Annotated in this window: 20 protein-coding genes; 5 read left to right on the top strand and 15 right to left on the bottom strand. The window is 68.0% G+C overall.

Going from position 1 to position 24,007, the window contains the following annotated elements; all coding sequences use genetic code 11:
• Positions 1 to 113: 113 nt before the first annotated feature.
• From HWX08_RS14360 to HWX08_RS14350, 3 genes are read right to left on the bottom strand one after another with little or no spacing between them, the layout of a single operon-like run.
• Entirely contained in the window at positions 114 to 1,637 is a 1,524-nt protein-coding gene (locus tag HWX08_RS14360; RefSeq protein WP_174921087.1) for an efflux transporter outer membrane subunit, read from the bottom strand.
• Positions 1,637 to 4,837, bottom strand: coding sequence for an efflux RND transporter permease BpeB (bpeB, locus tag HWX08_RS14355; protein WP_069257463.1), 3,201 nt, complete (start codon positions 4,835 to 4,837; stop codon positions 1,637 to 1,639). Before bpeB ends, HWX08_RS14360 begins: the two co-directional genes overlap by 1 nt.
• 15 nt (positions 4,838 to 4,852) lie before the next feature.
• On the bottom strand, positions 4,853 to 6,127 hold the full coding sequence (locus tag HWX08_RS14350) for an efflux RND transporter periplasmic adaptor subunit (RefSeq protein ID WP_069257464.1): 1,275 nt from the start codon (positions 6,125 to 6,127) through the stop codon (positions 4,853 to 4,855).
• Between the two features lie 402 nt (positions 6,128 to 6,529).
• Here HWX08_RS14350 and HWX08_RS14345 point away from each other — a divergent pair, with 402 nt between their 5' ends.
• Positions 6,530 to 7,171 (top strand): TetR family transcriptional regulator, encoded by a 642-nt coding sequence (locus HWX08_RS14345; RefSeq protein ID WP_069257465.1) that lies wholly within the window; start codon positions 6,530 to 6,532, stop codon positions 7,169 to 7,171.
• Positions 7,172 to 7,265: 94 nt separating this feature from the next.
• Here HWX08_RS14345 and HWX08_RS14340 read toward each other — a convergent pair whose 3' ends face one another.
• Positions 7,266 to 7,943, bottom strand: coding sequence for a cysteine hydrolase family protein (locus HWX08_RS14340; RefSeq protein ID WP_174921086.1), 678 nt, complete (start codon positions 7,941 to 7,943; stop codon positions 7,266 to 7,268).
• A 152-nt stretch (positions 7,944 to 8,095) separates the two neighbouring features.
• On the opposite strand from HWX08_RS14340, the gene HWX08_RS14335 reads away from it, so the two are divergent.
• Positions 8,096 to 9,115 carry a helix-turn-helix domain-containing protein gene (locus HWX08_RS14335; protein ID WP_174921085.1) on the top strand — a complete coding sequence of 340 codons (1,020 nt, stop codon included), beginning with the start codon at positions 8,096 to 8,098 and terminating at the stop codon, positions 9,113 to 9,115.
• 42 nt (positions 9,116 to 9,157) lie between these two features.
• Here HWX08_RS14335 and HWX08_RS14330 read toward each other — a convergent pair whose 3' ends face one another.
• The 6 genes from HWX08_RS14330 to HWX08_RS14305 all read right to left on the bottom strand — a co-directional run bounded on the left by HWX08_RS14330 (position 9,158) and on the right by HWX08_RS14305 (position 14,529).
• Positions 9,158 to 9,865: an SRPBCC family protein gene (locus HWX08_RS14330; RefSeq protein WP_174921084.1), complete on the bottom strand. Its 708-nt coding sequence runs from the start codon at positions 9,863 to 9,865 to the stop codon at positions 9,158 to 9,160.
• Positions 9,866 to 9,893: 28 nt separating this feature from the next.
• Positions 9,894 to 10,253: a DUF427 domain-containing protein gene (locus HWX08_RS14325; protein WP_107309935.1), complete on the bottom strand. Its 360-nt coding sequence runs from the start codon at positions 10,251 to 10,253 to the stop codon at positions 9,894 to 9,896.
• A 129-nt stretch (positions 10,254 to 10,382) separates the two neighbouring features.
• A complete protein-coding gene (locus HWX08_RS14320) occupies positions 10,383 to 10,820 on the bottom strand; it encodes a carboxypeptidase-like regulatory domain-containing protein (RefSeq protein ID WP_069257469.1) in 438 nt (145 codons plus the stop codon).
• Positions 10,821 to 10,923: 103 nt separating this feature from the next.
• Positions 10,924 to 12,408 (bottom strand): DegQ family serine endoprotease, encoded by a 1,485-nt coding sequence (locus HWX08_RS14315; RefSeq protein ID WP_069257470.1) that lies wholly within the window; start codon positions 12,406 to 12,408, stop codon positions 10,924 to 10,926.
• A 108-nt stretch (positions 12,409 to 12,516) separates the two neighbouring features.
• A complete protein-coding gene (locus HWX08_RS14310) occupies positions 12,517 to 13,863 on the bottom strand; it encodes an ATP-binding protein (RefSeq protein ID WP_107309936.1) in 1,347 nt (448 codons plus the stop codon).
• 3 nt (positions 13,864 to 13,866) lie between these two features.
• The gene (locus HWX08_RS14305) at positions 13,867 to 14,529 is read right to left on the bottom strand and encodes a response regulator (protein ID WP_021164091.1); all 663 of its coding nucleotides are present in this window, start codon (positions 14,527 to 14,529) and stop codon (positions 13,867 to 13,869) included.
• A gap of 185 nt (positions 14,530 to 14,714) precedes the next feature.
• On the opposite strand from HWX08_RS14305, the gene dacB reads away from it, so the two are divergent.
• The 3 genes from dacB to HWX08_RS14290 all read left to right on the top strand — a co-directional run bounded on the left by dacB (position 14,715) and on the right by HWX08_RS14290 (position 18,784).
• Positions 14,715 to 16,247, top strand: a complete 1,533-nt coding sequence (gene dacB, locus HWX08_RS14300; RefSeq protein WP_174921083.1) for a D-alanyl-D-alanine carboxypeptidase/D-alanyl-D-alanine endopeptidase — start codon at positions 14,715 to 14,717, stop codon at positions 16,245 to 16,247.
• A gap of 396 nt (positions 16,248 to 16,643) precedes the next feature.
• Positions 16,644 to 17,558 carry a sterol desaturase family protein gene (locus tag HWX08_RS14295; RefSeq protein ID WP_069257473.1) on the top strand — a complete coding sequence of 305 codons (915 nt, stop codon included), beginning with the start codon at positions 16,644 to 16,646 and terminating at the stop codon, positions 17,556 to 17,558.
• Positions 17,559 to 17,653: 95 nt separating this feature from the next.
• Positions 17,654 to 18,784, top strand: a complete 1,131-nt coding sequence (locus HWX08_RS14290) for an SGNH/GDSL hydrolase family protein (RefSeq protein ID WP_069257474.1) — start codon at positions 17,654 to 17,656, stop codon at positions 18,782 to 18,784.
• A gap of 81 nt (positions 18,785 to 18,865) precedes the next feature.
• Here the strand turns inward: HWX08_RS14290 and HWX08_RS14285 are convergent, their stop codons facing one another.
• The 5 genes from HWX08_RS14285 to fba form a co-directional block, all read right to left on the bottom strand.
• Positions 18,866 to 19,894 (bottom strand): L-threonylcarbamoyladenylate synthase, encoded by a 1,029-nt coding sequence (locus HWX08_RS14285; protein WP_174921082.1) that lies wholly within the window; start codon positions 19,892 to 19,894, stop codon positions 18,866 to 18,868.
• 11 nt (positions 19,895 to 19,905) lie between these two features.
• A complete protein-coding gene (locus HWX08_RS14280; protein WP_174921081.1) occupies positions 19,906 to 21,102 on the bottom strand; it encodes a 5-(carboxyamino)imidazole ribonucleotide synthase in 1,197 nt (398 codons plus the stop codon).
• Positions 21,103 to 21,183: 81 nt separating this feature from the next.
• The gene (purE, locus tag HWX08_RS14275) at positions 21,184 to 21,705 is read right to left on the bottom strand and encodes a 5-(carboxyamino)imidazole ribonucleotide mutase (protein ID WP_069257477.1); all 522 of its coding nucleotides are present in this window, start codon (positions 21,703 to 21,705) and stop codon (positions 21,184 to 21,186) included.
• 16 nt (positions 21,706 to 21,721) lie between these two features.
• Positions 21,722 to 22,612: a phosphoribosylaminoimidazolesuccinocarboxamide synthase gene (locus HWX08_RS14270; RefSeq protein ID WP_069257478.1), complete on the bottom strand. Its 891-nt coding sequence runs from the start codon at positions 22,610 to 22,612 to the stop codon at positions 21,722 to 21,724.
• Between the two features lie 231 nt (positions 22,613 to 22,843).
• Positions 22,844 to 23,908 carry a class II fructose-bisphosphate aldolase gene (fba, locus tag HWX08_RS14265; protein WP_034189083.1) on the bottom strand — a complete coding sequence of 355 codons (1,065 nt, stop codon included), beginning with the start codon at positions 23,906 to 23,908 and terminating at the stop codon, positions 22,844 to 22,846.
• Positions 23,909 to 24,007 lie beyond the last annotated feature (99 nt).

The following is a 24,007-nucleotide window of genomic DNA, read 5'->3' as shown; positions in this document are numbered from 1 at the left end:
GATTCGGCAGCACAAAAGAAAACGCCACGGACTTTCATCCGTGGCGTTTTTCTCTTCCGCATACAGCCGGTTCGAAAAACAGGCGCAATAAACCGCGCCTGCCTTCCTAGCGCTTACCCGTTCGTCGCAGTTGCCGACGCAGGCGCCGGTGCGGCCGCCTTGTCGTAGTCGACCGGCGCATCCGGCGCGCGCGGCGCTTCGCCGGCCCGCTCGATCCACCCGCCGCCCAGTGCGCGGTACAGATCGACCAGGTTCGTCCAGCGTGCGAGACGCGCGCTGATCAGCGACTGCTGCGCCGAATACAGATCCGTCTGCGCGGTCAGCACCGACAGGTAACTGTCGACACCGTTCTTGTAACGCAGGTCCGACAGGTCGAAGCGCCTCTGTTGCGCGTGCTCGTTGCGCTCGAGCGCCGCGATCTGCTGGTCGTACGTCCCGCGTGCGGCCAGACCGTCCGACACTTCGCGGAATGCCGACTGGATCGCCTTCTCGTAGTTCGCGATCTCGATGCGCTTCTGCACGTGTGCAAGATCGAGGTTCGCGATGTTCGAGCCGCCCTCGAAGATCGGCAACGCGATGTTCGGCGCGAACGACCATGCCGCCGTACCGGCCTTGAACAGACCGCCGAGCGTCGGGCTCGCGGTGCCGAACGCAGCCGTCAGCGAAATCTTCGGGAAGAACGCCGCACGCGCTGCACCGATGTTCGCGTTCGCGGCCAGCAGCGTCTGCTCGGCCTGCATCACGTCCGGACGGCGCGTGAGCAGATCCGACGGAAGGCCGGCCGGCACGTCCGCCAGCAGGTTCTGCGCGTCGAGCGGCATGCCCGGCGGCAGATCGTCCGGCAGCGGTTCGCCGATCAGCAGCACCAGCGCGTTCAACGCCTGCGCGCGGGCTCGCGCCTGTGCCTGCTGGTTTGCAAGCGCCGTCTCGACGACCGTCTGCGCCTGACGCAGCTCGAGTTCAGAGCCCGTGCCATTGTCGAACTGCAGCTTCGTCAGGTTGTACGAGTCCTGCGCCGTCTTCAGCGTGTTCTCGGTGATCTTCAGCAGATCGTCGGTCGACAGCAGCGTCAGGTACTGGTCGGCCACCTGCGACACCAGCGAGATTTCCGACGCCTGCCGCGCATACGCGGTCGACAGGTACTGCGCGAGTGCCTGGTCCTTCAGGCTCTGCACGCGGCCGAACAGGTCGAGCTCCCACGACGCCGAAAGCCCGACGTTGTAGGTGCGCGAGATGGTTGCCTGCCTTGTCGGCGAAACACCCTGCGGATAGCGCTGAATCGTGCCCGTACCGGTGCCGTCGAGCGTCGGGAACAGCCCCGCGCGCGTGATCTGGTACTGCGCGCGCGCCGCCTCGATGTTCAGCACCGACACGCGCAGGTCGCGGTTGTTTTTCAGCGCGATCTCGATCAGCCGCTGCAGGCGCGGATCGACGAAGAACTCGCGCCAGCCGATGGCGGTCGCAGCTTGCCCGTTCGCGCTGCGCGCGCCGGCCGCACCCGGCTGCGTCGCGTAGACGCCGCCGGCCGGGTACGCCTGCGCGACGGGCGCGTCGGGCCGCTTGTAATGCGGCGCCATCGTGCAGCCCGTGGCAAAGAGCGCGACCGCGATTGCAGTCAAAGCGTGTTTTTGCATCATCACTGTCCCTTGTTGCCTTCGTCGCCGTTGCCCGGCTTCTCTTCGTGGTGCGAGTGCTCCTGAGCCAGGCGCAGCGCCTCGTCGACGTCTTCCTTCTCGCCGCTGAAGATCGCGCGGATCTTCACGAAGAACATCGGGATCATGAAGATCGCGAGGAACGTCGCCGTGATCATCCCGCCGATCACGCCCGTGCCGATTGCGTGCTGGCTGGCCGAACCCGCGCCGTTGCTGATCGCGAGCGGCATCACGCCGAGAATGAACGCGAGCGACGTCATCAGGATCGGACGCAGCCGCAGGCGCGCCGCTTCCAGCGCGGCCTCGATCGGCCCCATCTTCTCCGTCATCTGCAGTTCGCGCGCGAACTCCACGATCAGGATCGCGTTCTTCGCGGACAAGCCCACGGTCGTCAGCAGGCCGACCTGGAAGAACACGTCGTTCTCGAGGCCGCGCATCGTCGCCGCGAGCAGTGCGCCGATCACGCCGAGCGGCACCACCATGATCACCGAGAACGGGATCGACCAGCTTTCATACAGCGCCGCGAGACACAGGAACACGACGAGGATCGAGATCGCGTACAGGATCGGCGCCTGCGAGCCGGACTGGATTTCCTGGAACGACAGGCCGGTCCACGAGTAGCCGATACCGACCGGCAGCTTCTTCGCGAGCCCTTCCATCGCGGCCATCGCCTGACCGGTCGACTTGCCCGGTGCGGCCTGACCCTGGATTTCCATCGCCGACACACCGTTGTAGCGCTCGAGCTTCGGCGAACCGTACGTCCAGTGACCGGTCGCGAACGAGCTGAACGGCACCATCCCGCCCGACCCGTTGCGCACGTACCAGATGTTCATGTCTTCCGGCGTCATCCGGAACGGCGCATCCGACTGCACGTACACCTTCTTGATCCGGCCGTCGGTATCCAGGAAGTTGTTCACGTACTTCGACGCCCATGCGATCGAGAACGTCTGGTCGATCGCATCCGCGGTCACGCCGAGCGCGTTCGCCTTCTCGCGATCGATGTCGACCTTGTACTGCGGCGTGTCGTTCAGGCCGTTCGGGCGCACCCCTTGCAGCGTCGGATCCTTCGAGGCCATCCCGAGCAACTGGTTACGCGCGGCCATCAGCGCATCGTGGCCGAGACCGGCGTTGTCCGTCAGCTCGAAGTCGAAGCCGGCAGCCGTACCGAGTTCGGGAATCGACGGCGGGTTGAACGGGATCACGATCGCGTCCTTGTAACCCGCGTAGCGCCCGAACATCCGGCCGATCAGCGCCTGCACCTTCTGGTTCGCATGCTGACGCTGCGCGTAGTCCTTCAGGCGCACGAACACGAGACCGGAGTTCTGGCCGCGGCCCGCGAAGCTGAAGCCGTTGACCGTGAACGCCGATTCGACGATTTCCTTCTCGTCCTTCAGCAGATAGTCGGAAATGTTCGCGAGCGTCTTCGCGGTCGTTTCCTGCGTCGAACCCGACGGCGTCTGCACGATCACGAACATCAGGCCCTGGTCTTCATCGGGCAGGAACGACTTCGGCAGGCGCACGAACAGCAGCCCGACCGCGACGATCACGACCAGATAGATGATGAGCCAGCGACCCGAGCGCTTGATCACGTGGTGCACGCCGACGTGGTACTTGTCGCGGCTGTTGTTGAACGTGCGGTTGAACCAGCCGAAGAAGCCCTTCTTCTCTTCGTGATGCCCTTGCGGGATCGGCTTGAGGATCGTCGCGCACAGTGCCGGCGTCAGAATCAACGCGACGAGCACCGACAGCACCATCGCCGACACGATCGTCAGCGAGAACTGACGATAGATCGCACCGACCGAGCCGCCCGAGAACGCCACCGGCACGAACACCGCCGACAGCACGAGCGCCACGCCGACGAGTGCGCCGGTGATCTGGCCCATCGCCTTGCGGGTCGCCTCCTTCGGCGACAGCCCCTCTTCGGCCATCACGCGCTCGACGTTCTCCACCACCACGATCGCATCGTCGACCAGCAGGCCGATTGCGAGCACGAGGCCGAACATCGACAGCGTGTTGATCGAGAAGCCCACCATCGACATGATCGCGAACGTACCGAGCAGCACGACCGGCACCGCGATCGTCGGGATGATCGTCGCCCGCAGGTTCTGCAGGAACAGATACATCACGAGGAACACGAGCACGATCCCTTCAAGCAGCGTCTTGACCACTTCCTCGATCGACAGCTTCACGAACGGCGTCGTGTCGTACGGATACTTCACGACGAGGCCGTGCGGGAAGAACGGCGCCAGTTCGTCGATCTTCGCGCGCACGGCCTTCGCGGTGGCCAGCGCGTTCGCGTTGGTCGCGAGCTGGATACCGAGTGCCGCGGTCGGCTGACCGTTGTACTTCGTGTCGAAGTTGTAGTTTTCGCCGCCGAGTTCGATCTTCGCGACATCCTTCAGACGCACCTGCGAGCCGTCCTGGTTGACCTTCAGCAGGATGTTGCCGAACTGCGCGGGCGTCTGCAGCAGCGTCGATTCGGTGATCGTCGCCTGCAGCATCGTGCCCGGCTTCGCCGGCGTGCCGCCGATCTGGCCGCCCGCGATCTGCACGTTCTGCGCGCTGATCGCGGTGCTGACGTCGACCGGCGTGAGGCCGTAGTTCGTCAGGCGGTTCGGGTCGAGCCAGATCCGCATCGCGTACTGCGAGCCGAACAGCGTGACGGTACCGACGCCGTTCAACCGGCTGATCGGATCCTTCACGTGCGACGCCACGAAGTTCGCGAGGTCGTACTTGTTCATGCTGCCGTCTTCGGAGTTGAAGGCGAGCACCAGCAGGAAGCTGCTGCTCGACTTCGTCACCGACAGACCGAGCTGCTGCACGACCTGCGGCAGAACCGGCGTCGCGAGCGACAGCTTGTTCTGCACCTGGACCTGCGCGATGTCGGCGTTGGTGCCCGGCGCGAAGGTCAGCGTGATCGTCGCGTTGCCCGAGTCATCGCTGGTGGACGACATGTACAGGAAGTTGTCGAGACCGCTCATCTGCTGCTCGATCACCTGCGTTACCGTGTCTTCCACCGTCTTCGCGGAAGCGCCCGGGTAGTTCGCGGTGATCTGGATCGATGGCGGCGCGATCGTCGGATACTGCGAGATCGGCAGCGTGAAGATCGCCGCAACCCCGGCCAGCATCAGAATGATGGCGATCACCCACGCGAAGATCGGGCGATCGATAAAAAACTTTGCCATGAAACAGGCTCCCTGTTATTGCGCGCTCGAAGCAGCGGCAGCACTCGCCGGCGCGGCGCCCGATGCGGCAGCACCGGAAGCGGCAGCGGCGCCGGAACCGGCAGCAGCCGGCGCGGCGGTCGCAGCGGCACCCGATGCGGCGTCGGCCGCCGGTGCGAGCTGCGCGGGGACGGTCTTCACGGTCGCACCCGGGCGCACCTTTTCGCCGCCCTGCACGATCACGTGATCGCCCGCTTGCAGACCGCCTTCGACGACCCAGTTCTGGCCCTGCATGCCGGTCGTCTTCAGCGGACGCGGCTCGACCTTGTTGCTGGCGTTCACCACCATCGCGATCGCCTGGCCCTTCTGGTCATGCGTGACGCCGATCTGCGGCACCAGGAACGCGTTCTCGTTCACGCCTTCCTCGATCCGTGCACGCACGAACATCCCCGGCAGCAGCACGCGGCCCGGGTTCGGGAACACCGCGCGGATCGTCACCGAACCGGTGGTCTGGTCGACCGTCACGTCCGAGAACTGCAGCTTGCCCGGCTCCGAGTAGGTCTTGCCGTCTTCCAGGATCAGCGACACCTTCGCCGCGCCCGGGCCGCTCGTCTTCAGGCGCCCGCTCTGCACGTCCTGACGCAGCTTCAGCCCTTCGAGGCTCGACTGCGTGAGGTCGACGTACACCGGATCGAGCTGCTGCACGGTCGACATCAGCGTCGCCTGGCTCGCCTGCACGTATGCGCCCGGCGTCACCTGCGAAATGCCGACACGGCCGGAGATCGGCGACACGACATCCGTATAGCCGAGGTTGATCTGCGCGGTATCGACCGCTGCCTTGCCGGCCGCGACGTCCGCCGCGGCCTGGCCTTGCGTGGCCACCGCGTTGTCGTAGTCCTGCTTGCTGACCGCGTTCGCGGCCACCAGCACCTTGTAGCGCGCGACCAGTGCGTTCTGCGTGACGAGGTTCGCCTGCGCCTTCGCGAGCGTCGCCTTCGCGCTGTTCAGCGCGGCGATGTACGGCGCCGGATCGATCTTGTACAGGCGTTGACCGGCCTTGACGTCGGTGCCTTCGGTGAACTCACGACGCAGCACGATGCCATCGACCCGCGCGCGGACCTGCGCGACGAGGAAGGCGCTGGTGCGACCCGGCAGGTCGGTGTAGACCGGTACGGCCTGCGGCTGGACGGTGACGACGCCGACTTCCGGCGTTTGCGGCGGCGGTGCCGATTCTTTTTTCCCGCACGCGGCCAGGAAAACGGCGGCCGTCGCGACAGTGATTAAGCGGTATGGAACCCGTTCGACGCGCATGGAGCGACCTCTGTGTATAACCAATGGAATAAGTGCCGCACCCGACCGGAGCGAGCGCGACACGGATGCGCCTCACGGCGCAGATCGAACACCTGAATTACTGGACTGCTAGATACAGCAAGCGGCACGAAACCTCCGTGCCGACAGGTTGCCCCGCAACTGCGGACTTGGTACTTGGCGGGAATCAGCAGAGTGGGATATTAACTGATTGCCACTTGGGTCATTCGATCGTAGGGTGGTATTGTATATACATTCATGAATGTATGTAAAAAGCCCGTTTATGCCCCGCCGGCTGTCCATTCTTACAGATTGTTACCAGCCGCAAGCATAGCCAGTCTATATGACGGCGCCGAGGGTTGCAGACCCTATATTCACCTACGATCGATCCAATCAGGCCTGCACATGGTCAGACGTACCAAGGAGGAGGCGCTCGAGACGCGCAATCGCATTCTCGACGCCGCCGAGCACGTGTTCTTCGAGAAGGGCGTGTCGCACACATCGCTCGCGGACATCGCGCAGCACGCCGGCGTGACGCGCGGCGCGATCTACTGGCATTTCGCGAACAAGAGTGAACTGTTCGATGCGATGTTCGACCGCGTGTTTCTGCCGATCGACGAGCTGAAGCGCATGCCGCTCGACGCGCCGGGCGGCAATCCGCTCGACAAGATCCGCCAGATCCTGATCTGGTGCCTGCTCGGCGTGCAGCGCGACGCGCAGTTGCGCCGCGTGTTCAGCATCCTGTTCATGAAGTGCGAATACGTCGCGGACCTCGAGCCGCTGCTGCAGCGCAACCGCGCGGGGATGAGCGAGGCGTTGCACGCGATCGATGCGGATCTCGCGGTGGCGGTGCGGCTCAAGCTGCTGCCCGAGCGGCTCGATACGTGGCGCGCGACGCTGATGCTGCACACGCTCGTCAGCGGATTCGTGCGCGACATGCTGATGCTGCCCGACGAGATCGACGCCGAGCAGCATGCGGAAAAGCTCGTCGACGGCTGTTTCGACATGCTGCGCTACAGCCCGGCGATGCTGAAGGACGGCGACTGACCGCACGGCGAGCGTTCGCGCGCGGTGTTCGTTTCACCGGGCGGCGCGCCGGTTTCGTCCGCGCGCGGCCCGCCTCCTTGTCTTTCTGCCCGTTTCAGGCCGCCTTCGCGCGTTGCGCACGCGCCCGCCGGTTCGACGCGGCGACCGAATCGCGCTTTCGCATGGGTGCGCCGGCCAGTCCCGCGATCCACGCATCGGTCGACATCACGGCCGCGAAATTCGACTGGAACACCACCGTGTACGCACGGTGAATCTCCTCGGCGCTCGCCGCGCCGGCTTCGTTCTCGTACGGCAGCGCGCCCGTCGCGTCGTCCAGGTACTCGACGTTCAGCCCCGCATGCGCCGCGTGATAGACCGTCGACGCATTGCAGTTGTGCGTCATGTAGCCGGCCACCGCGAGCGTGTCGATCGCGTGCGCGTCGAGCCACGCGGCAAGGTCGGTCCCGGCAAACGCGCTGGCTTGCTTCTTCTCGATTCGATGCGCGAACGGCCGGTCGGCGACGACCGCGTGCAGCGCGACGCCATCGGTGCCCGGTGCGAAGATCGGCGCGCCGGCCGGCGCGACGTGCTGGACGACGATCACCGGCACGCCGGCCGCGTGCGCGGCATCGATCGCGCGGCCGATGTTCGCGAGCGATACGTCGAGCGGCGGGTATTCGATCGGCAGGTTGCCCGTCACGTATTCGTTCTGGACGTCGATCACGATCAGCGCGCGACGGGAAGCCGGATGAGCGGCGGAACGGGAAACGGAAGGCGGGACGGCATTCGACATGGCGGGCTCCTGGTCCGGGAGCGCGGCCCCGCCCCGGAACGGGACGGCCAGCGGCGCGATGCGATGCATTGTCGGTGCGCATCGCGCATGCCGACAGTGGCCCGATAGCCATTCTTCGATAAAATCGGGCCATCGCGATTTCCGAGCCCGCCATGACCGCCGCCTCGTCCGCCCGGCCCGCCCTACCGGTTCCGACCATAGTCGCCGTGATCGCGTACGACGGCATCAGCCCGTTCCACTTGTCGGTGCCGTCCGTCGTGTTCGGCAACGAGCGCGATGCGGCCACGTCGCCCGTATTCGAGTTCCGCGTCTGCTCGGCCGAGCGCGGCCCGCTGTCGACGACCGGCGGCTTCACGATCACCGCGCCATACGGACTCGACGGGCTAGACGACGCGGACATCGTCATCGTGCCGGCCTGGCGCGATCCGGACGAAGCACCGCCGGACGTGCTGCTCGACGCCGTCCGCGCGGTCGCCGCGCGCGGCGCGCAACTCGTCGGGCTGTGCCTCGGCGCGTACGTGCTCGCCGCGGCCGGCCTGCTCGACGGCCGCCCGGCCACCACGCACTGGGCATGGGCCGACGACTTCGCGCAACGCTTTCCGCGCGTGAAGCTCGATCCGGACGTGCTGTACGTGGACGACGGCAACCTGATGACGTCGGCCGGCACGGCCGCGGGGCTCGACTGCTGCCTGCACGTCGTGCGGCGGCGCTTCGGCTCGGACGCCGCGAACCGGATCGCGCGCCGCCTCGTAATCCCGCCGCATCGTCAGGGCGGGCAGGCGCAATACGTGGCGCAACCGGTCGCCGCGCACCCGCGCGATGCGCGACTCGCAGGCCTGCTCGACTGGGTGCGCGCACACCTCGACGTCGCGCACAGCGTCGATTCGCTCGCCGAACGCGTGCTGATGAGCCGGCGCACGTTCACGCGCCACTTCCGCCAGGCCACCGGCACGACCGTCACCGCATGGTTGCAGGCCGAGCGGCTGGCGCGCGCGCAGCATCTGCTGGAAACCACCGGGCAGTCGATCGATGCGATCGCGCAGGCGGCCGGCTACGGGTCGAGCGTGTCGCTGCGCCAGCATTTCGCGGGCGCGCTCGGCACGTCGCCGTCGGCGTATCGAAGGGAATTTCGCGGCGCGGGTGTAGTGACGGGCGCCGACGCGATGCGGTAACGCGCGCGGCGGGCGCACGTTGCCGGGAAACCGGCCGGCCGCTCAGCCGCCGTTGATCCAGCGCGCCGCGTAAAGCAACAGCGCGACGAAAACGATCATCGCGGCCCACGCCCAGACGGGCACCGTGCCGGAACCGCGATGCGGGAGCGCACTGGCGGCACGCCCGGTCAACGCGCCGCCGAGATGCGGCGGCAGCGAGCGCTTGGTCGCGGCCACCAGCGCCGCCGGCCGCAGAAACACGTGCTGGCGCCGCGGCGCGGCCGAGCGCGCGCGATTCGGCGCGAGCCCGTGCTTCGCCTGGACGACCGCGCAGAATTCGCGGAAGAAATCGTCGGTCCATTCGCGCAGCGCATTTTCGATCTGCCGCCCGGGCAGCTCGGTGAGCGGCCCGCTCGCCGTCGCCCAGACCACGTACTCGATGCACGTGGCGTTCGCGTCGTCGTCCGGCCTCAGCACGAGTTCGACCTGACCGCGCAGCGCGCCGAGCCCGTCGGCCCGCGCCTTGAAGTTGAGCACGCGGCGCGGTTGCCCTTCCGCGTCGCCCCGCTCGGCCGCCGCATGCGCACGCACGTCGTAGCGGGCGCGCAGCGGGCCGAGCGCGACCGTGATCGTCAGCGCGAACGCGCCGGGCGCCAGCTTCACGAAGGATTCGCAATGGTCGAAGCTCGCGCGCAGCAGCGCGAGATCCTCGAACGCCTCCCGCACGACCGGCGGCGCGAGCGGTACGCGTAATGTGTCGTTCAGTTCCATGACGCCTCCCCGACGAACGCGCGCCGCATCAGGACGTCTCGACGAGGCTGTCGATCCGTGCGGCATCGAAGGCGACGTAGCTCGCGAGCGCGGACGCCCCCTCCTTCGGTTCCTCGTAACTCCATGCGGCGTTCTCGACCATGCCGTCTTCCGTCTGCAAGTCGAAATGCACGGCCTTCCCCCTGACCGGGCAGGCCGACGTGACGGCCGATTTCACGAGCCGACGCATGTTGACGTCCTTGCGCGGCAGGTAGTGGATGTCCGGCAGGCCCGTTTCGCGCACGGTCAGCGCGCCCTGCGAATCGGCGTACGTGATGCCGCGATGGATCACGCGCACGCGATGACGGTTCGGCACGATTTCGAGTCGAGGGTCGGCTGGATCGGACATCGTTTCTCCTTCGGGCGGCCGGCGGGCCGGGGGCAGGAAACGAAAAAGCCACGGCACGCGGCCGTGGCTTTCATTATGGGCGAAACTTCGTCCGATTGCGCGGCCCGGGCCCGGGCCGCACGCGGCGCGTTACTGCGCGCTCCACTGGAACGCGGCTTTCGCGCCGCCCTTGGCACCGACCGTGACGGCACGGGACTCGTCGCTACCCTGGTAGGACGCATGCACCGTGTAGCGCCCCGGCGGCAGTTTCACGAGCATGTACGGCCCGCGCGCGTCGGCCTTCAGCACCTCGGCGCCCTTGCCGTCGACGATCCGCACATGAACATCGGCCAGGAACTCGCCGCCCTTGCCGGTGAAGCGCAGCGCCAGCGGCCACGCGGCTTCGTTGCGCTCGAACGCCGTCGACTGGTCTTTCCCGATACCGCCTGACACGAAGGACACGTCGCCCTGCTGGATCGCGTCGGGCAGACCGTCCGACTGCGCGTACGCGCCGGTCGCGCCGGCTGCGAGGCCGGCGGCCAGCGCCGCGGCGACGGCAAATCGGGACACGTTGCGTAGATATTGCATGGCTCTCTCCTTGGGGTCGGAACACATACAGCGCGCATCGTCGCGCATTCGAACGACGTCGGCGCCCGCCGCAGCCGGCCTGGCCGGCCGCGGCCGCGACCGGTCAGCTCAGGTCGACCGGCACGAAGATCTGTGCATTATCGCGCTGGATCAGCAGAGCAAGACTGTTGCCCGCTCCCTTGACCGCGTCGCGCAGCTGCTCGGGGCTCGTGACCGGGCGACCGTTGACCGCGAGGATCACGTCGCCGGGCTGGATGCCCGCGTTGGCGGCCGGCCCGCTGGCCTGCTGCACGATCAGCCCGTGCGACAGGCTGTCGGCACTGCGCTCCTGCGGCGACAGCGGACGCACCGCCACGCCCAGGCGCCCCTGCTCGACCGGGCCGCCGTCGTTCGACGCGAGCTTCGCGTCGGCCATTGCGCCGAGCGTCACGCTGATCGACTTCTTCGACTTGTCGCGCCAGATTTGCAGGTCGGCCGTCGAACCCGGCTTCAGGTTCGCGATCTGCGCGGGCAGCGACGTCGAATCGGCGACCGGCGAGCCGTTGACCGACAGGATCACGTCGCCCGGCTGCAGGCCGGCCTTCGCGGCCGGGCCGTTCGGATCGACCGAGCTGACGAGCGCGCCGTCGGGCTTCTGCAGTCCGAACGAGCTTGCGAGCGTCTGGTTCAGCCCCTGCACGGCGACGCCGAGGCGGCCGCGGCTCACGTGGCCCGTCTTCACGAGCTCGTCCTTCACCTTGATCGCCTCGTTGATCGGGATCGCGAACGACAGGCCCTGGAAGCCGCCCGTCTGCGAGTAGATCATCGAGTTGATGCCGATCACCTCGCCCTGCAGGTTGAACAGCGGGCCGCCCGAGTTGCCGGGGTTCACCGGCACGTCGGTCTGGATGAACGGCGTGTAGTTCTCGTCCGGCAGCGCACGCGACTTCGCGCTGATGATGCCCGACGTGACCGTGTTGTCGAAGCCGTACGGCGAACCGATCGCGACAACCCACTGGCCGACCTTGCTCTGCGCCGGATCGCCGATCTTCACGGTCGGCAGGCCGCTCGCGTCGATCTTCAGCACCGCGACGTCGGACTGCTTGTCGGAGCCGACGACCTTCGCCTTGTATTCGCGCTTGTCGGTCAGCTTCACCGTGACGACGTTCGCGCCGTCGATCACGTGCGCATTGGTGAGGATGTACCCGTCGGAGCTGATGACGAACCCGGAACCGAGGCTCGCGCTCGGCTGGTCGTCCGGCTGCGCGTCGCCGCCCATGCCCGGCACCTGGCCGTAGAAGTGCTTGAAGAACTGGTAGAACGGATCGCTCGGATCGATCGGCAGTTGCGGCTGCGGCACGCGCCGCGACACCTGCTTCACGACGTGCTTCGCGCTGATGTTCACGACCGCCGGACCATAGGTCTCGACGAGCCCGGAGAAATCGGGGATGCCGGTCTTCGCGGCTGCTTCGGCCGGCATCAGCGCAGCTGCCTGCGCGGGCGTGATGATCTGCGGATCGGCGCGGCGGGTGCCGGCCACATAGCCGGCGGACAGGGCGGCCGCCACGGCGACCGCGACGGCGCCGCGCGCAAGGAATCGGGTATTCATCGTAGGACCTCCTCTTTGTTAGGACGCAGCGTAACGACCCTGACTTAAAGGAGGCTTAATCCGCCTTAAGCGGGGCTTAAGCGACCGCCGGCGCGCGCGGCGCCGGCTTCAGGCCGATGCCGACGATTGCGGCGCCTCGGCCGGCATTTCGGCATCGCGGAACACGACGCTGACGAGCAGGCCGCCCGCGGCCGCGTCGCCGAGCGACACCGTCGCGCCCTGCTGCGCGGCCACGCGCTTGACGATCGCGAGCCCGAGCCCGCTGCCCGCCACGTCGGTGCGCGCCCGCGCCGAGCTGTCGCGGTAGAAGCGGTCGAACACGCGCTCGCGCTCGTCGGCCGGAATGCCCGGCCCGCTGTCGCCGATCTGCACGCATGCGCGGCCGGCCGCGTCGCGGGTCAGCGACACGTCGATGCGGCCGCCGTCCGGCGTGTACTTCACCGCGTTGTCGAGCAGGTTGCCGAACATCACGCGCAGCGCGCCGACGTCGGCGACGACGCTTGCCGCACGCGTTTCCTCGAAGCCGAGATCGATGCCGCGCCGCTGCGCGAGCGGGGCGAGCGCGGCCACGCATTCGGCGAGCAGCGACTGCAGGTCGACCGGCTCGCGCATCGTCGCGCCATCCGGTTCGGCGCGTGCGAGCGCAAGCAGTTGCTCGGTGAGACGCGTCGCGCGCGACACGCCGTCCTGTAGATCCGCCACCGCCTCGCGGCGCGACGCGTCGTCCTTCGCGCGGGCGACGAGCTGCGCCTGGATCTGCACGGCCGCGAGCGGCGTGCGCAGTTCGTGCGCGGCGTCGGCCACGAACGCCTTCTGCGTGTCGAGCGCGGCCGACAGCCGCGCGAGCAGCCCGTTCAGCGCGCGCACGAGCGGCTGCACTTCGAGCGGCAGGCGCGCATCGGGCAGCGGATCGAGCGCTTCCGGCCGGCGCGCCTCGACCGCGCGCGTCACGCGGCCGAGCGGCGCGAGCCCGCGCCCGACGATCACCCACACGGCCGCGCCGAGGAACGGCAGCAGCACGATCAGCGGCCACAGCGTGCGCAGCGCGACGTTCGCCGCCAGCCGGTTGCGCACCGACACCGGCTGCGCGAGCTGCACGACGTTGTCGCCAACGATCGCACCGTACACGCGCCATTCGCCGCGATCGGTGCGCTCGGTCGAGAAGCCGAGCTCCGCGCGCGGCGCGATCGGCGCACGCGGATGCGAGAAGTACATCAGCACGCCGTTGCGATTCCAGATCTGGATCACGATGCCTTCGTCGCCGTTGGTGCGCGAGCCGAACACCTGCGAGAACGGCTCCGACGGCAGCGCCGCGGCGATTTCCTGCAGCTGGTAGTCGAACAGTTCGTTCGCCTCCGCGAGCGCCTGCCGGTAGATGAGCCAGCCCGCGATGCCCACGCCCGCGACGACGATCGCGAGCAGCCAGATCAGCAATTGATGACGAATCGACCTCACGCGTCAGCTTTCCTTGACGACCATGTAGCCGAGCCCGCGCACGTTGCGAATCAGGTCCGAGCCGAGCTTCTTGCGCAGTGCGTGGATGTAGACCTCGACCGTGTTGCTGCCGATCTCCTCGCCCCAGCCGTACATCTTCTCCTCGAGCTGGCTCTTCGACAGCACCGCGCCCGGCCGCGCGAGCAGCGCCTCGAGCAGCGCGAACTCGCGCGCTGACAGCGCGACGGGCGCGCCGTCGAGCGTGACCTGGTGCGAAGCGGGATCGAGCGTCAGCGCGCCGTGCCGGATCAGCGATTCGCTGCGCCCGGCCTGGCGGCGGATCAGCGCGCGCATCCGCGCGCCCAGTTCATCGAGGTCGAACGGCTTGACGAGGTAATCGTCGGCGCCGGCGTCGAGCCCCTTCACGCGATCGGCCACCGCGTCGCGCGCGGTGACGATCAGCACCGGCAGCGCGAGGCCGCGTGCGCGCAGCGTGCGCAGCACGTCGATGCCGTCGCGCTTCGGCAGCCCGAGATCGAGCAGCAGCAGGTCGTACGTCTCGCCGCCGAGCGCCGTCAGTGCGGCGTCGCCGTCCTGCACCCAGTCGACTGCAAAGCCGTCCGAGCGCAGCGCCTTGCGCACGCCTTCGGCAATCATTCGATCATCTTCGACAAGCAGAATCCGCATCGGGACAGGCTTCCATCGGGCAGTCGGACACGCCGACCATTGTAGCGCCGCGAACCCCGCACGCGGCACCGTGCAATGCAACAGAAAGGCGGATTGCAAGGGAGCTGTCCGGACTTGTCTCTACAATGTGCGCTTTGGCGCCGCGCGCGCCCTGCCCGAACGCCGTGCTTCTCCCGTATTTGCCCATGCCGATTTCCGATCTGTCCAACCGGTTCGCCCCCCGCGCCCGCGTCTGCCTGCGGGCCGCCGCCATCGTCGCCACCTGCACGGCCCTCGCATTCGCGCCCGCCGCGCAGGCACGCAAGAAAACCCACAAGGAAGCGCACAAGACGGCCGTCGTGTCGCCGGCCGCGCGCGCGGCCGGCCTGCCGGCGTCCGTGCTCGTCGCGCTGCAGCGCGCGAAGGTGCCGGCGTCGGCGATGAGCGTCGTCGTCGAGCGCGTCGGCGATCCGGAGCCGCTGATCGCGTGGAACGCGAGCCGGCCGATGCTGCCCGCGTCGACGATGAAGCTCGTGACGACCTTCTCGGGCCTGTCGATCCTCGGCCCCGACTATCGCTGGCGCACGACCGCCTACACGGACGGCACGGTCGACCCCGACGGCACGCTGCAGGGCAACCTGTACATCAAGGGCACCGGCGATCCGAAGCTCGTGCCCGAAGAGCTGATCGACCTCGTCGACAAGCTGCGCAAGGCCGGCGTCAAGCGCGTGGCCGGCGGCCTCGTACTCGACAAGAGCTACTTCGCGGCGTCGACGCGCGATCTCCCTTCGTTCGACGACGACGCGAGCGCACCGTACAACGTCGGCCCCGATCCGCTGCTGTACGCATTCAAGGCCGTGTCGTTCACGGTCACCCCGGGCGACGACGGCAAGGTCGCCGTCGACGTGCTGCCGCCGCTCGCGAACCTGTCGATCGACAACCAGCTGGTCGAAGGCTCGGGCTCGTGCAGCGCGGCCGCCGCAGCCGCACGCCCGACGCTGACGGCCGGCGGCGGGATCATGACCGCCTCGTTCGCCGGCGACTACCCGCTGCGATGCGGCGCGCACACGACCAACCTCGCGATCCTCGATCACACGACGTTCTTCGCGCGCGGCTTCCTCGCACTGTGGCAGCAGGACGGCGGCACGATCGCGGGGCCGGTGAGCGAAGGCAAGGTGCCCGCCAACGCGCGGCCGCTCGCCGTGCATCACAGCCCGGTGCTCGGCAGCATCGTCTACGACATCAACAAGTTCAGCAACAACGTGATGGCGCGCAACCTGTTCCTGACGATCGGCGCGGTCGGCGGCAAGCCGCCCGCGACGCCCGAGCAGTCGAGCCGCGTGATCCAGGCGTTCCTGCAGAAGAACGGCATCGCGATGCCCGACCTCGTGCTCGAGAACGGCTCGGGCCTGTCGCGCGAAGAGCACGTGAGCGCGCTGTCGCTGGCCGCGCTGCTGCAGGCCGCGAACGCGAGCCCGGTCGCGCAGACCTTCGTCGATTCGCTGCCGATCGCCGGCATCGACGGCACGATGAAGAACCGCCTCACCAATGCCGGCGTGCTCGGCAACGCGCACATCAAGACCGGCACGCTGCGCGACGTGCGCGCGATCGCCGGCTACGTCGCCGGCGCCGACGGCCAGAGCTACATCGTCGTCAGCTTCATCAACAACGACCACGCGGAAGGCGCGCGCGCCGCGCACGACTCGCTGCTCGAATGGATCTACGCGGGCGCGCACTGACGTTTCCGGGCGACGCGACACGGCGGTGGTGCCGCGCCGTAGGTTCGCGTCGACTTTGCATCGGCCCCGGGCGGCCCGGCGCAGCGTGCCGCACCGGCGCTCGGTCGGGCGCGGCCTGGCGGCGCGTCCGCACACGGAATTCTGCCCTCCCGGTTTGAAACGCCCCCGGCCGCTGGCGCGCGACGCACCGCGCGCCAACCGTGCCCGTAAAACAGGGCCGCACCGCCCGGCCCCGCGCCGCGCGGCTTCCGTAGAAACCCTGTCCTCAGAGGGAACCCTCTACGCTGCCCCCTCGCCTAGCGCGTGGCGATTGCGTAGGCTGTTGGCCTGACTGATATCTACAACGGGCCATACGCCCGGCCTCACGGCTTGCAGGGGAAAGAAGGAGACACGCCCATGCGATTCGACGTCGAATTGCTTCTGCTCGCGCTGGCGCCCGTCTTCCTGCTGTGCATCGCGTGGGAGGCCTGGCACCTCGCCCGCACTCGTGCGCAGGACCACGTTTATGCGTGGCGCGACACGCTGTGCAACGCAGCGCTCGCGCTGATGCACCAGGGCGCCGACAAGATCGCGTGGCTATTCGTGATTCCCGTCTACGCATACTGCTACCGGCACTATCGGCTGTTCACGTGGCAAGACGGCTGGCTGTCGTTCGCAGTGCTGTTCGTCGCGCAGGATTTCCTCTACTACGTGTTCCATCGCGCGAGCCATCGCGTGCGCTGGCTGTGGGCCGCGCACGTCGTGCACCACTCGTCCGAGCGAATGAATTTCTCGACCGCGTTCCGCCAGAGCCTCATGTATCCGGTCGCGGGGATGTGGGTGTTCTGGCTGCCGCTCGCGTTCGCCGGCTTTCCGCCGCAACAGGTGGTCGGCATCGTGCTGATCAATCTCGCGTTCCAGTTCTTCGTGCACACGCAGGCGATCGGCAAGCTCGGCTGGCTCGAATACGTGCTGAACACGCCGTCGATCCATCGCGCGCACCACGCGCGCAACCCGCGCTACATCGACCGCAATTACGCAGGCGTCCTGGTGATCTGGGATCGCCTGTTCGGCAGCTATGTGGAGGAAACGCCCGACGATCCGCCGCAGTACGGGATCGTCGAGCGGCTCGGCTCGAACAACCCGCTCGTCGCGACGTTTCACGAGTGGGTATCGATGGCCGGCGACGCGTTGCGCGTCGACGGCTGGCGCAACAAGCTGCGCGCGATTTTCGGCCCGCCCGAGTGGGCGAGCGCTTATCATGCGCTGATTGCCGAGGCCGCGAACCCCGATCCGCGCACCGTGCCGCCTGCGGCTGCGCGACACCAATAAACCGTTTCAGCCAACGGCCGCCGCGCAGCCCGGAACCGAGCAGGCACGCGGCAGATGAGAAACACATCAGGCCATATCTACGAGGAGATCGAACGATGCAGACACAACAACACGCACCCGCCCGCACCCGTCGGCGCATGCTGCGCACCGCGCAGGTCGCGATCGCCGGCGCCGCGCTCGCACTGCTCGCCGCATGCGGCGGCGGCGACGACAACAACAGCAGCAACGCATCGAACACGCCGCCGTCGGGCGTGAAAATGCAGGTCGTGTCGTTCGGCGACTCGCTGTCCGACGCCGGCACCTACTCGCAGATCAAGCTCGGCTTCGGCGGCGGCCGCTTCACGACCAACCCGGGCCAGGTGTGGACGCAGAACGTCGCGCAGTATTACGGCGACACGCTGCAGCCCGCCAACCAGGGCGGTTTCGGCATTCCGCTGCAGGCCACCGGCGGTCTTGGCTACGCACAGGGCGGTTCGCGCGTGACGCAACAGCCGGGCATCGGCCATGCGGACGCGAGCGTGCCGAACGCCGACTACGCGCAGGCGACCACGACGCCGATCGCGAGCCAGCTCGCGCAGTACCTGCAGCAGCACGGCAGCTTCAACGCGAACCAGATCGTGCTGCTGAACGGCGGCGCGAACGACATCTTCTATCAGGTCGCGGCCCTGCAGGCAGGCGCCATCACGCCGACGCAACTGCAGCAGAACATCGGCGCCGCAGCGCAACAGCTCGCGGGTCTCGTCCAGCAGATCGTCGCCGCCGGCGCGACCCACGTGTTCGTCTCGAACGTGCCGGATATCGGCGGCACGCCGCTCGCGCTCCAGGGCGGCACGCAGACGACCCTCACGCAACTGTCGATGCTGTTCAACGGCACGCTCGCCGCGACGCTGCAGGCACTCAAGGTCGACACGACCAAATACGTGCTGCTCGACACGTTCACGTGGCAGGACGGCATCCTCGCGAACTATCAGGCGAACGGCTTCAGCGTGTCGAACACCGACACCGCGTGCAACCTGAAGGCGATGGTCCAGGCCGCGACGCAATACGGCGTCGCGAACGCGACCGCATTCGGCTCGTCGCTGTTCTGCTCGCCGCAGACGTACACGGTCGCGAACGCGGACCAGACCTACATGTTCGCCGACACGGTCCATCCGACGACGCGCCTGCATGCGCTGTTCGCGCAGTACGTCGAACAGCAGATCGCAAAGTCCGGCGTCGGCAAGTAAGCAGCCGGCCACGCGCTCAAACGAAAACGCCCGACCGGTTCGCCGGTCGGGCGTTTTTCATTCCGGAAGCAGTCGGCTTCGTCAGTCGCGCGCTTCGAACGCGGCAGCCGCGCGGCCGAGGCGATCGTTGACCGCGATCCATTCGACGGTCTCGGGCAGCTTCTCGACGAGAATCCGCGCAACCTGCGCGCGATCGAGCGCACGCAGCATCCCGTATAGATCGCGCGCATACGCCTGCGGATCTTCCGGCGCCGCGACGAAATGCACGCCGTCGGCCTGCGCCCAACGCCCCGCGCGCGATGCGCGTGCGACGAGCGCGACACGCTCGCCATCGGTTTGCGCAGCCACAAGCAGCGGCTCGAGCGCGTCGAACGGCAGCAGCGCGAGCGGCGTGCGCGGCGCATAGTGCGCCTTCAGCGTGCCCGACGCGCGCGGTGCGGTCGCGTCGCTGCCGTCCGGCAGCCGCGGCGCGCGGCCGAGCACGTCGGCGATCTGCTGCGGCGTCACGTGGCCCGGGCGCAGCAGCGCCGGGAACCCGCGCGACAGGTCGAGAATCGTCGATTCGATCCCGACTTCCGATGCGCCGCCGTCGAGCACGTGAACCGTATCGCCGAATTCGTCGCGCACGTGCTGGGCGGTGGTCGGGCTCACATGGCCGAAGCGGTTCGCCGACGGCGCGGCCACGCCGCCATGCCCGCCGCGCCGTGCGCTGAACGCGGCCAGCAGCGCCTGCGCGACCGGATGCGACGGACAGCGCAGCCCGACCGAATCCTGCCCGCCGCTCACGGCGTCCGGAATGCGCGCATGGCGCTTCAGGATCAGTGTGAGCGGGCCCGGCCAGAACGCATCGATCAATGCCTGCGCATCGGCCGGCAACTCGTGCACCCAGTAGCCGGGATCGCCGCCCGGCGGCAGGTGCACGATCACCGGGTGATTCGCGGGCCGCCCCTTCGCCGCGTAGATGCGCGCGACGGCCTCGGGATTCGCCGCATCGCCGCCGAGCCCGTAGACGGTCTCGGTCGGAAACGCGACGAGCTGGCCCGCGTCGAGCAGCGCGGCGGCCGCGTCGATCTGCGCGCGCGTCACGGTGGTCGGGAGATCGATGGACATCGGCCCGCGCCTCAGTCGAGCGGCACGCGCAGCAACTGCGCGCACGCGTTGGCCGCGGCAACGGCTTCGTCGCGCGTTTCGGCCGTGAAGTTCACATGGCCCATCTTGCGGCCGACACGCGCGTCTTCCTTGCCGTACAGGTGCAAGTGCGCGGCGGGCATCGCCGCAACCGTGTTCCACGGCGGCGTGACGGGATCCGCCCCCGCCCCGTTCGGGAACCACACGTCGCCGAGAATGTTCAGCATCGCGGCCGGCGAATGCTGGCGCGGATTGCCGAGCGGCATGCGCGTCATCGCGCGCACCTGCTGCTCGAACTGGCTCGTTGCGCACGCATCGACCGTGTAGTGGCCGGAGTTGTGCGGGCGCGGCGCCATCTCGTTCGCGACGAACGAACCGTCTTCCAGCACGAAGAATTCGACGCACAGCACGCCGACGTAGCCAAGCGTATCGGCAATCCGCACGGCCGCCTGCTGCGCCTCTTCGACACGCGCGGCATCGGCGGCCGGCGCCGGCACGACCGTCAGCGCGAGGATGCCGTTGTGATGCACGTTCTGCGCGAGCGGGAAGGCGGCCGAGCGGCCGTCCGCGCCGCGCGCGATCAGCGCCGACACTTCGTATTTCAGCGGCAGGCGCTTCTCGAGCACGCACGCTACGCCGCCGAGCGCCGCATGCGCGTCGCGCACGTCCCGGGCGGTGCTCACGCGCACCTGGCCCTTGCCGTCGTAACCGAGGCGCGCCGTTTTCAGGATGCCCGGCAGCACCGCGTCGAGTGCCGCGTCGTCGAGCGCGGCGAGCGCCGCCGACGATTCGATCACGACGTGCGGCGCGACGGGCACGCCCGACGCTTCGATGAAGCGCTTCTCCGCGATCCGGTCCTGCGCGATCGCGACGCAGCGGCCGGCCGGCGCGACGAATGTCGTGCGCGCGAGGAAATCGAGGCTCGCGGCCGGCACGTTCTCGAACTCCGTCGAAACGGCTTCGCACAGGGCGGCCAGTTCGGCGAGCGCGGCTTCGTCGTCGTAGGCCGCGCGCAGGTGGCGGTCGGCGACCGCGCCGGCGGGGCTCGCCGGATCGGGATCGAGCACGGCGACGCGATAGCCCATCGACTGGGCGGCAAAGCAGAACATGCGGCCGAGCTGGCCGCCGCCGACCATGCCCAGCCACGCGCCGGGCAGGATCGGGGAAACGGAATCAGGAGTTGCGGTCATGTCAGTGGTCGGTCGCGGCGGGCGCTGCCCGCCGCAGTGGGGTGGGTCAGGCAGCCGCGACACGCGGCCGCCGGTGCGCCGTCATTCCAGCGGCGGCAGCACCATCGCGTGCGCGGCTTCGTTCTGGCGCACGCGGAACGCGGCGAGCCGGTTCGCGTAGTCGACCGAGTGGCCGGACAGGATCGACACCGCGAACAGCGCGGCGTTCGCGGCGCCGGCCTCGCCGATCGCGAACGTCGCGACGGGCACGCCCTTCGGCATCTGCACGATCGAGTGCAGCGAATCGACACCCTTCAGGTACTTGCTCGCGACCGGCACGCCGAGCACCGGCACCGTGGTTTTCGCGGCCAGCATGCCGGGCAGGTGCGCGGCGCCGCCGGCGCCCGCGATGATCGCGCGCAGCCCGCGCTCGCGCGCCTTCTCCGCATAGTCGAACATCTCGTCGGGCATCCGGTGCGCGGACACGACCTTCGCTTCGTACGGTACGCCGAATTCCTGCAGGATGGCGACCGCGTGCTTCATCACGTCCCAGTCGGAACTCGAACCCATCAGCACGCCGACGAGCGGCGCGCTGTGCGTGTGGGCAGTCTGAACTTCGCTCATGTGTTCCGTTCCCCGATCAGGCCAGCGTCTGGCCCGTGATGCGCTCGAGCGCTTCCTGGTACTTCGCGGCCGTCTTCTCGACCACGTCGGCCGGCAGCGCCGGTGCCGGCGCCGTCTTGCCCCACGGCTGCGCTTCGAGCCAGTCGCGCACGAACTGCTTGTCGAACGACGGCGGGTTGGTGCCGACTTCGTACTGGTCGGCCGGCCAGAAGCGCGACGAATCGGCCGTCAGCACTTCATCCATCAGGTACAGCTGGCCGTGGTTGTCGAGGCCGAATTCGAACTTCGTGTCGGCGATGATGATGCCGCGCGTCGCCGCGTAGTCGGCCGCTTCCTTGTACAGCTTGATCGAGATGTCGCGGATCGTCGCGGCCAGCTCGGTGCCGATGCGGCGCTCCGTTTCCTCGAACGTGATGTTCTCGTCGTGCTCGCCCATCTCGGCCTTCGCGGCCGGCGTGAAGATCGGCTCGGGCAGCTTCTGCGCGTTCTGCAGGCCTTCCGGCAGCGGCACGCCGCACACGGCGCCCGACGCCTGGTATTCCTTCCAGCCGCTGCCGGCCAGGTAGCCGCGCACGACCGCTTCGATCATGATCGGCTCGAGGCGCTTGACGACCACGGCACGCCCCTTCACCTGCTCGACCTCGTCGGCCGCGACCACCGCTTCCGGCGCATCGCCCGTCAGGTGGTTCGGCACGATGTGCGAGAGCTTGCCGAACCAGAAGTTCGCCATCTGGTTCAGCACGCGGCCCTTGTTCGGAATCGGCTCGCCCATCACCACGTCGAAAGCCGACAGGCGATCGGTCGTGACGATCAGGAGCTTGTCGTTGCCGACCGCGTAGTTGTCGCGGACCTTGCCGCGACCGAGGAGCGGCAGCGAACGGAGCGTGGATTCGTAGAGGGTAGACATCGTCTTTTCGCAGATAAGGAGCCAAACCAAAAGGGAAACGCCGTTCCCCGCGGCAGGCGGGAACGGCGGTCTTGCAATACGTCGGCAACCGCCCGGGCGACGGCGCCCGGGCGGTTGCCGGCCGGCCCTCGTTCGGCCGGACGGAACGGTTGCGGGGCCGGATCAGATCCCGGCCGGGCAGCCGCGCGTTCGCCCGATGCCACCATCGGGCGCGGCAATCGTACTACAGTCTCAGCGCACGACCTGCGCGAGCGCGCCGGACTTGTACTGCTCGGCGATCTTGTCGAGCGCCACCGGCTTGATCTTGCCGGCCTGGCCTTCGCAGCCGAACGCGAGGTAACGGTCGACGCAGACCTGCTTCGCCGCTTCACGTGCCGGCTTCAGGTAGTCGCGCGGATCGAACTTGCCCGGGTTCTCGAACAGGTAGCGGCGGATCGCGCCGGTGATCGCGAGACGCAGGTCGGTATCGATGTTGATCTTGCGCACGCCGTGCTTGATGCCCTCCTGGATTTCCTCGACCGGCACGCCGTAGGTTTCCTTCATGTCGCCGCCGAATTCGCGAATCTCGGCCAGCAGCTCCTGCGGCACCGACGACGAACCGTGCATCACGAGGTGCGTGTTCGGGATGCGTGCGTGGATTTCCTTGATGCGCTGGATCGACAGGATGTCGCCCGTCGGCTTCTTCGAGAACTTGTACGCGCCGTGCGACGTGCCGATCGCGATCGCGAGCGCATCGCACTGCGTGAGCTTCACGAAGTCGGCGGCCTGCTCCGGATCGGTCAGCAGCTGCTCGCGGGTCATCGTGCCTTCCGCGCCGTGGCCGTCTTCCTTGTCGCCCTTCATCGTCTCGAGCGAGCCGAGCACGCCGAGTTCGGCTTCGACCGTCACGCCGATCGAGTGCGCCATCTCGACGACCTTGCGCGACACGTCGACGTTGTACTCGTACGACGCGACCGTCTTGCCGTCGGCCTCCAGCGAGCCGTCCATCATCACGCTGGTGAAGCCGCTGCGGATCGCGGCCATGCAGACGGCCGGCGACTGGCCGTGATCCTGGTGCATCACGACCGGGATGTGCGGATACGATTCGACCGCCGCTTCGATCAGGTGGCGCAGGAACGGCTCGCCCGCATACTTACGCGCGCCGGCCGATGCCTGCATGATCACGGGCGCGCCGACCTGGTCCGCCGCCGCCATGATCGCCTGGACCTGCTCCAGGTTGTTCACGTTGAAGGCCGGCAGGCCGTAACCGTGCTCTGCCGCGTGGTCCAGCAATTGACGCATTGATACGAGAGGCATTGTGGAACTCCTTGGAATGAAAACCGGTGCGCCCTGACGCCGGCGCGGCGCTCGCTCCCGGCGAGACCGGGATGGCGCGGCGCGGCTGAGCGTCGAATA

The sequence above is a fragment of the Burkholderia metallica genome, from assembly GCF_902832845.1.
GTDB classification, from domain to species: Bacteria; Pseudomonadota; Gammaproteobacteria; order Burkholderiales; family Burkholderiaceae; genus Burkholderia; species Burkholderia metallica.
The sequence above is the reverse complement of the archived record's forward strand: the minus strand, read 5'-3'. Positions and strand labels throughout refer to the sequence as shown.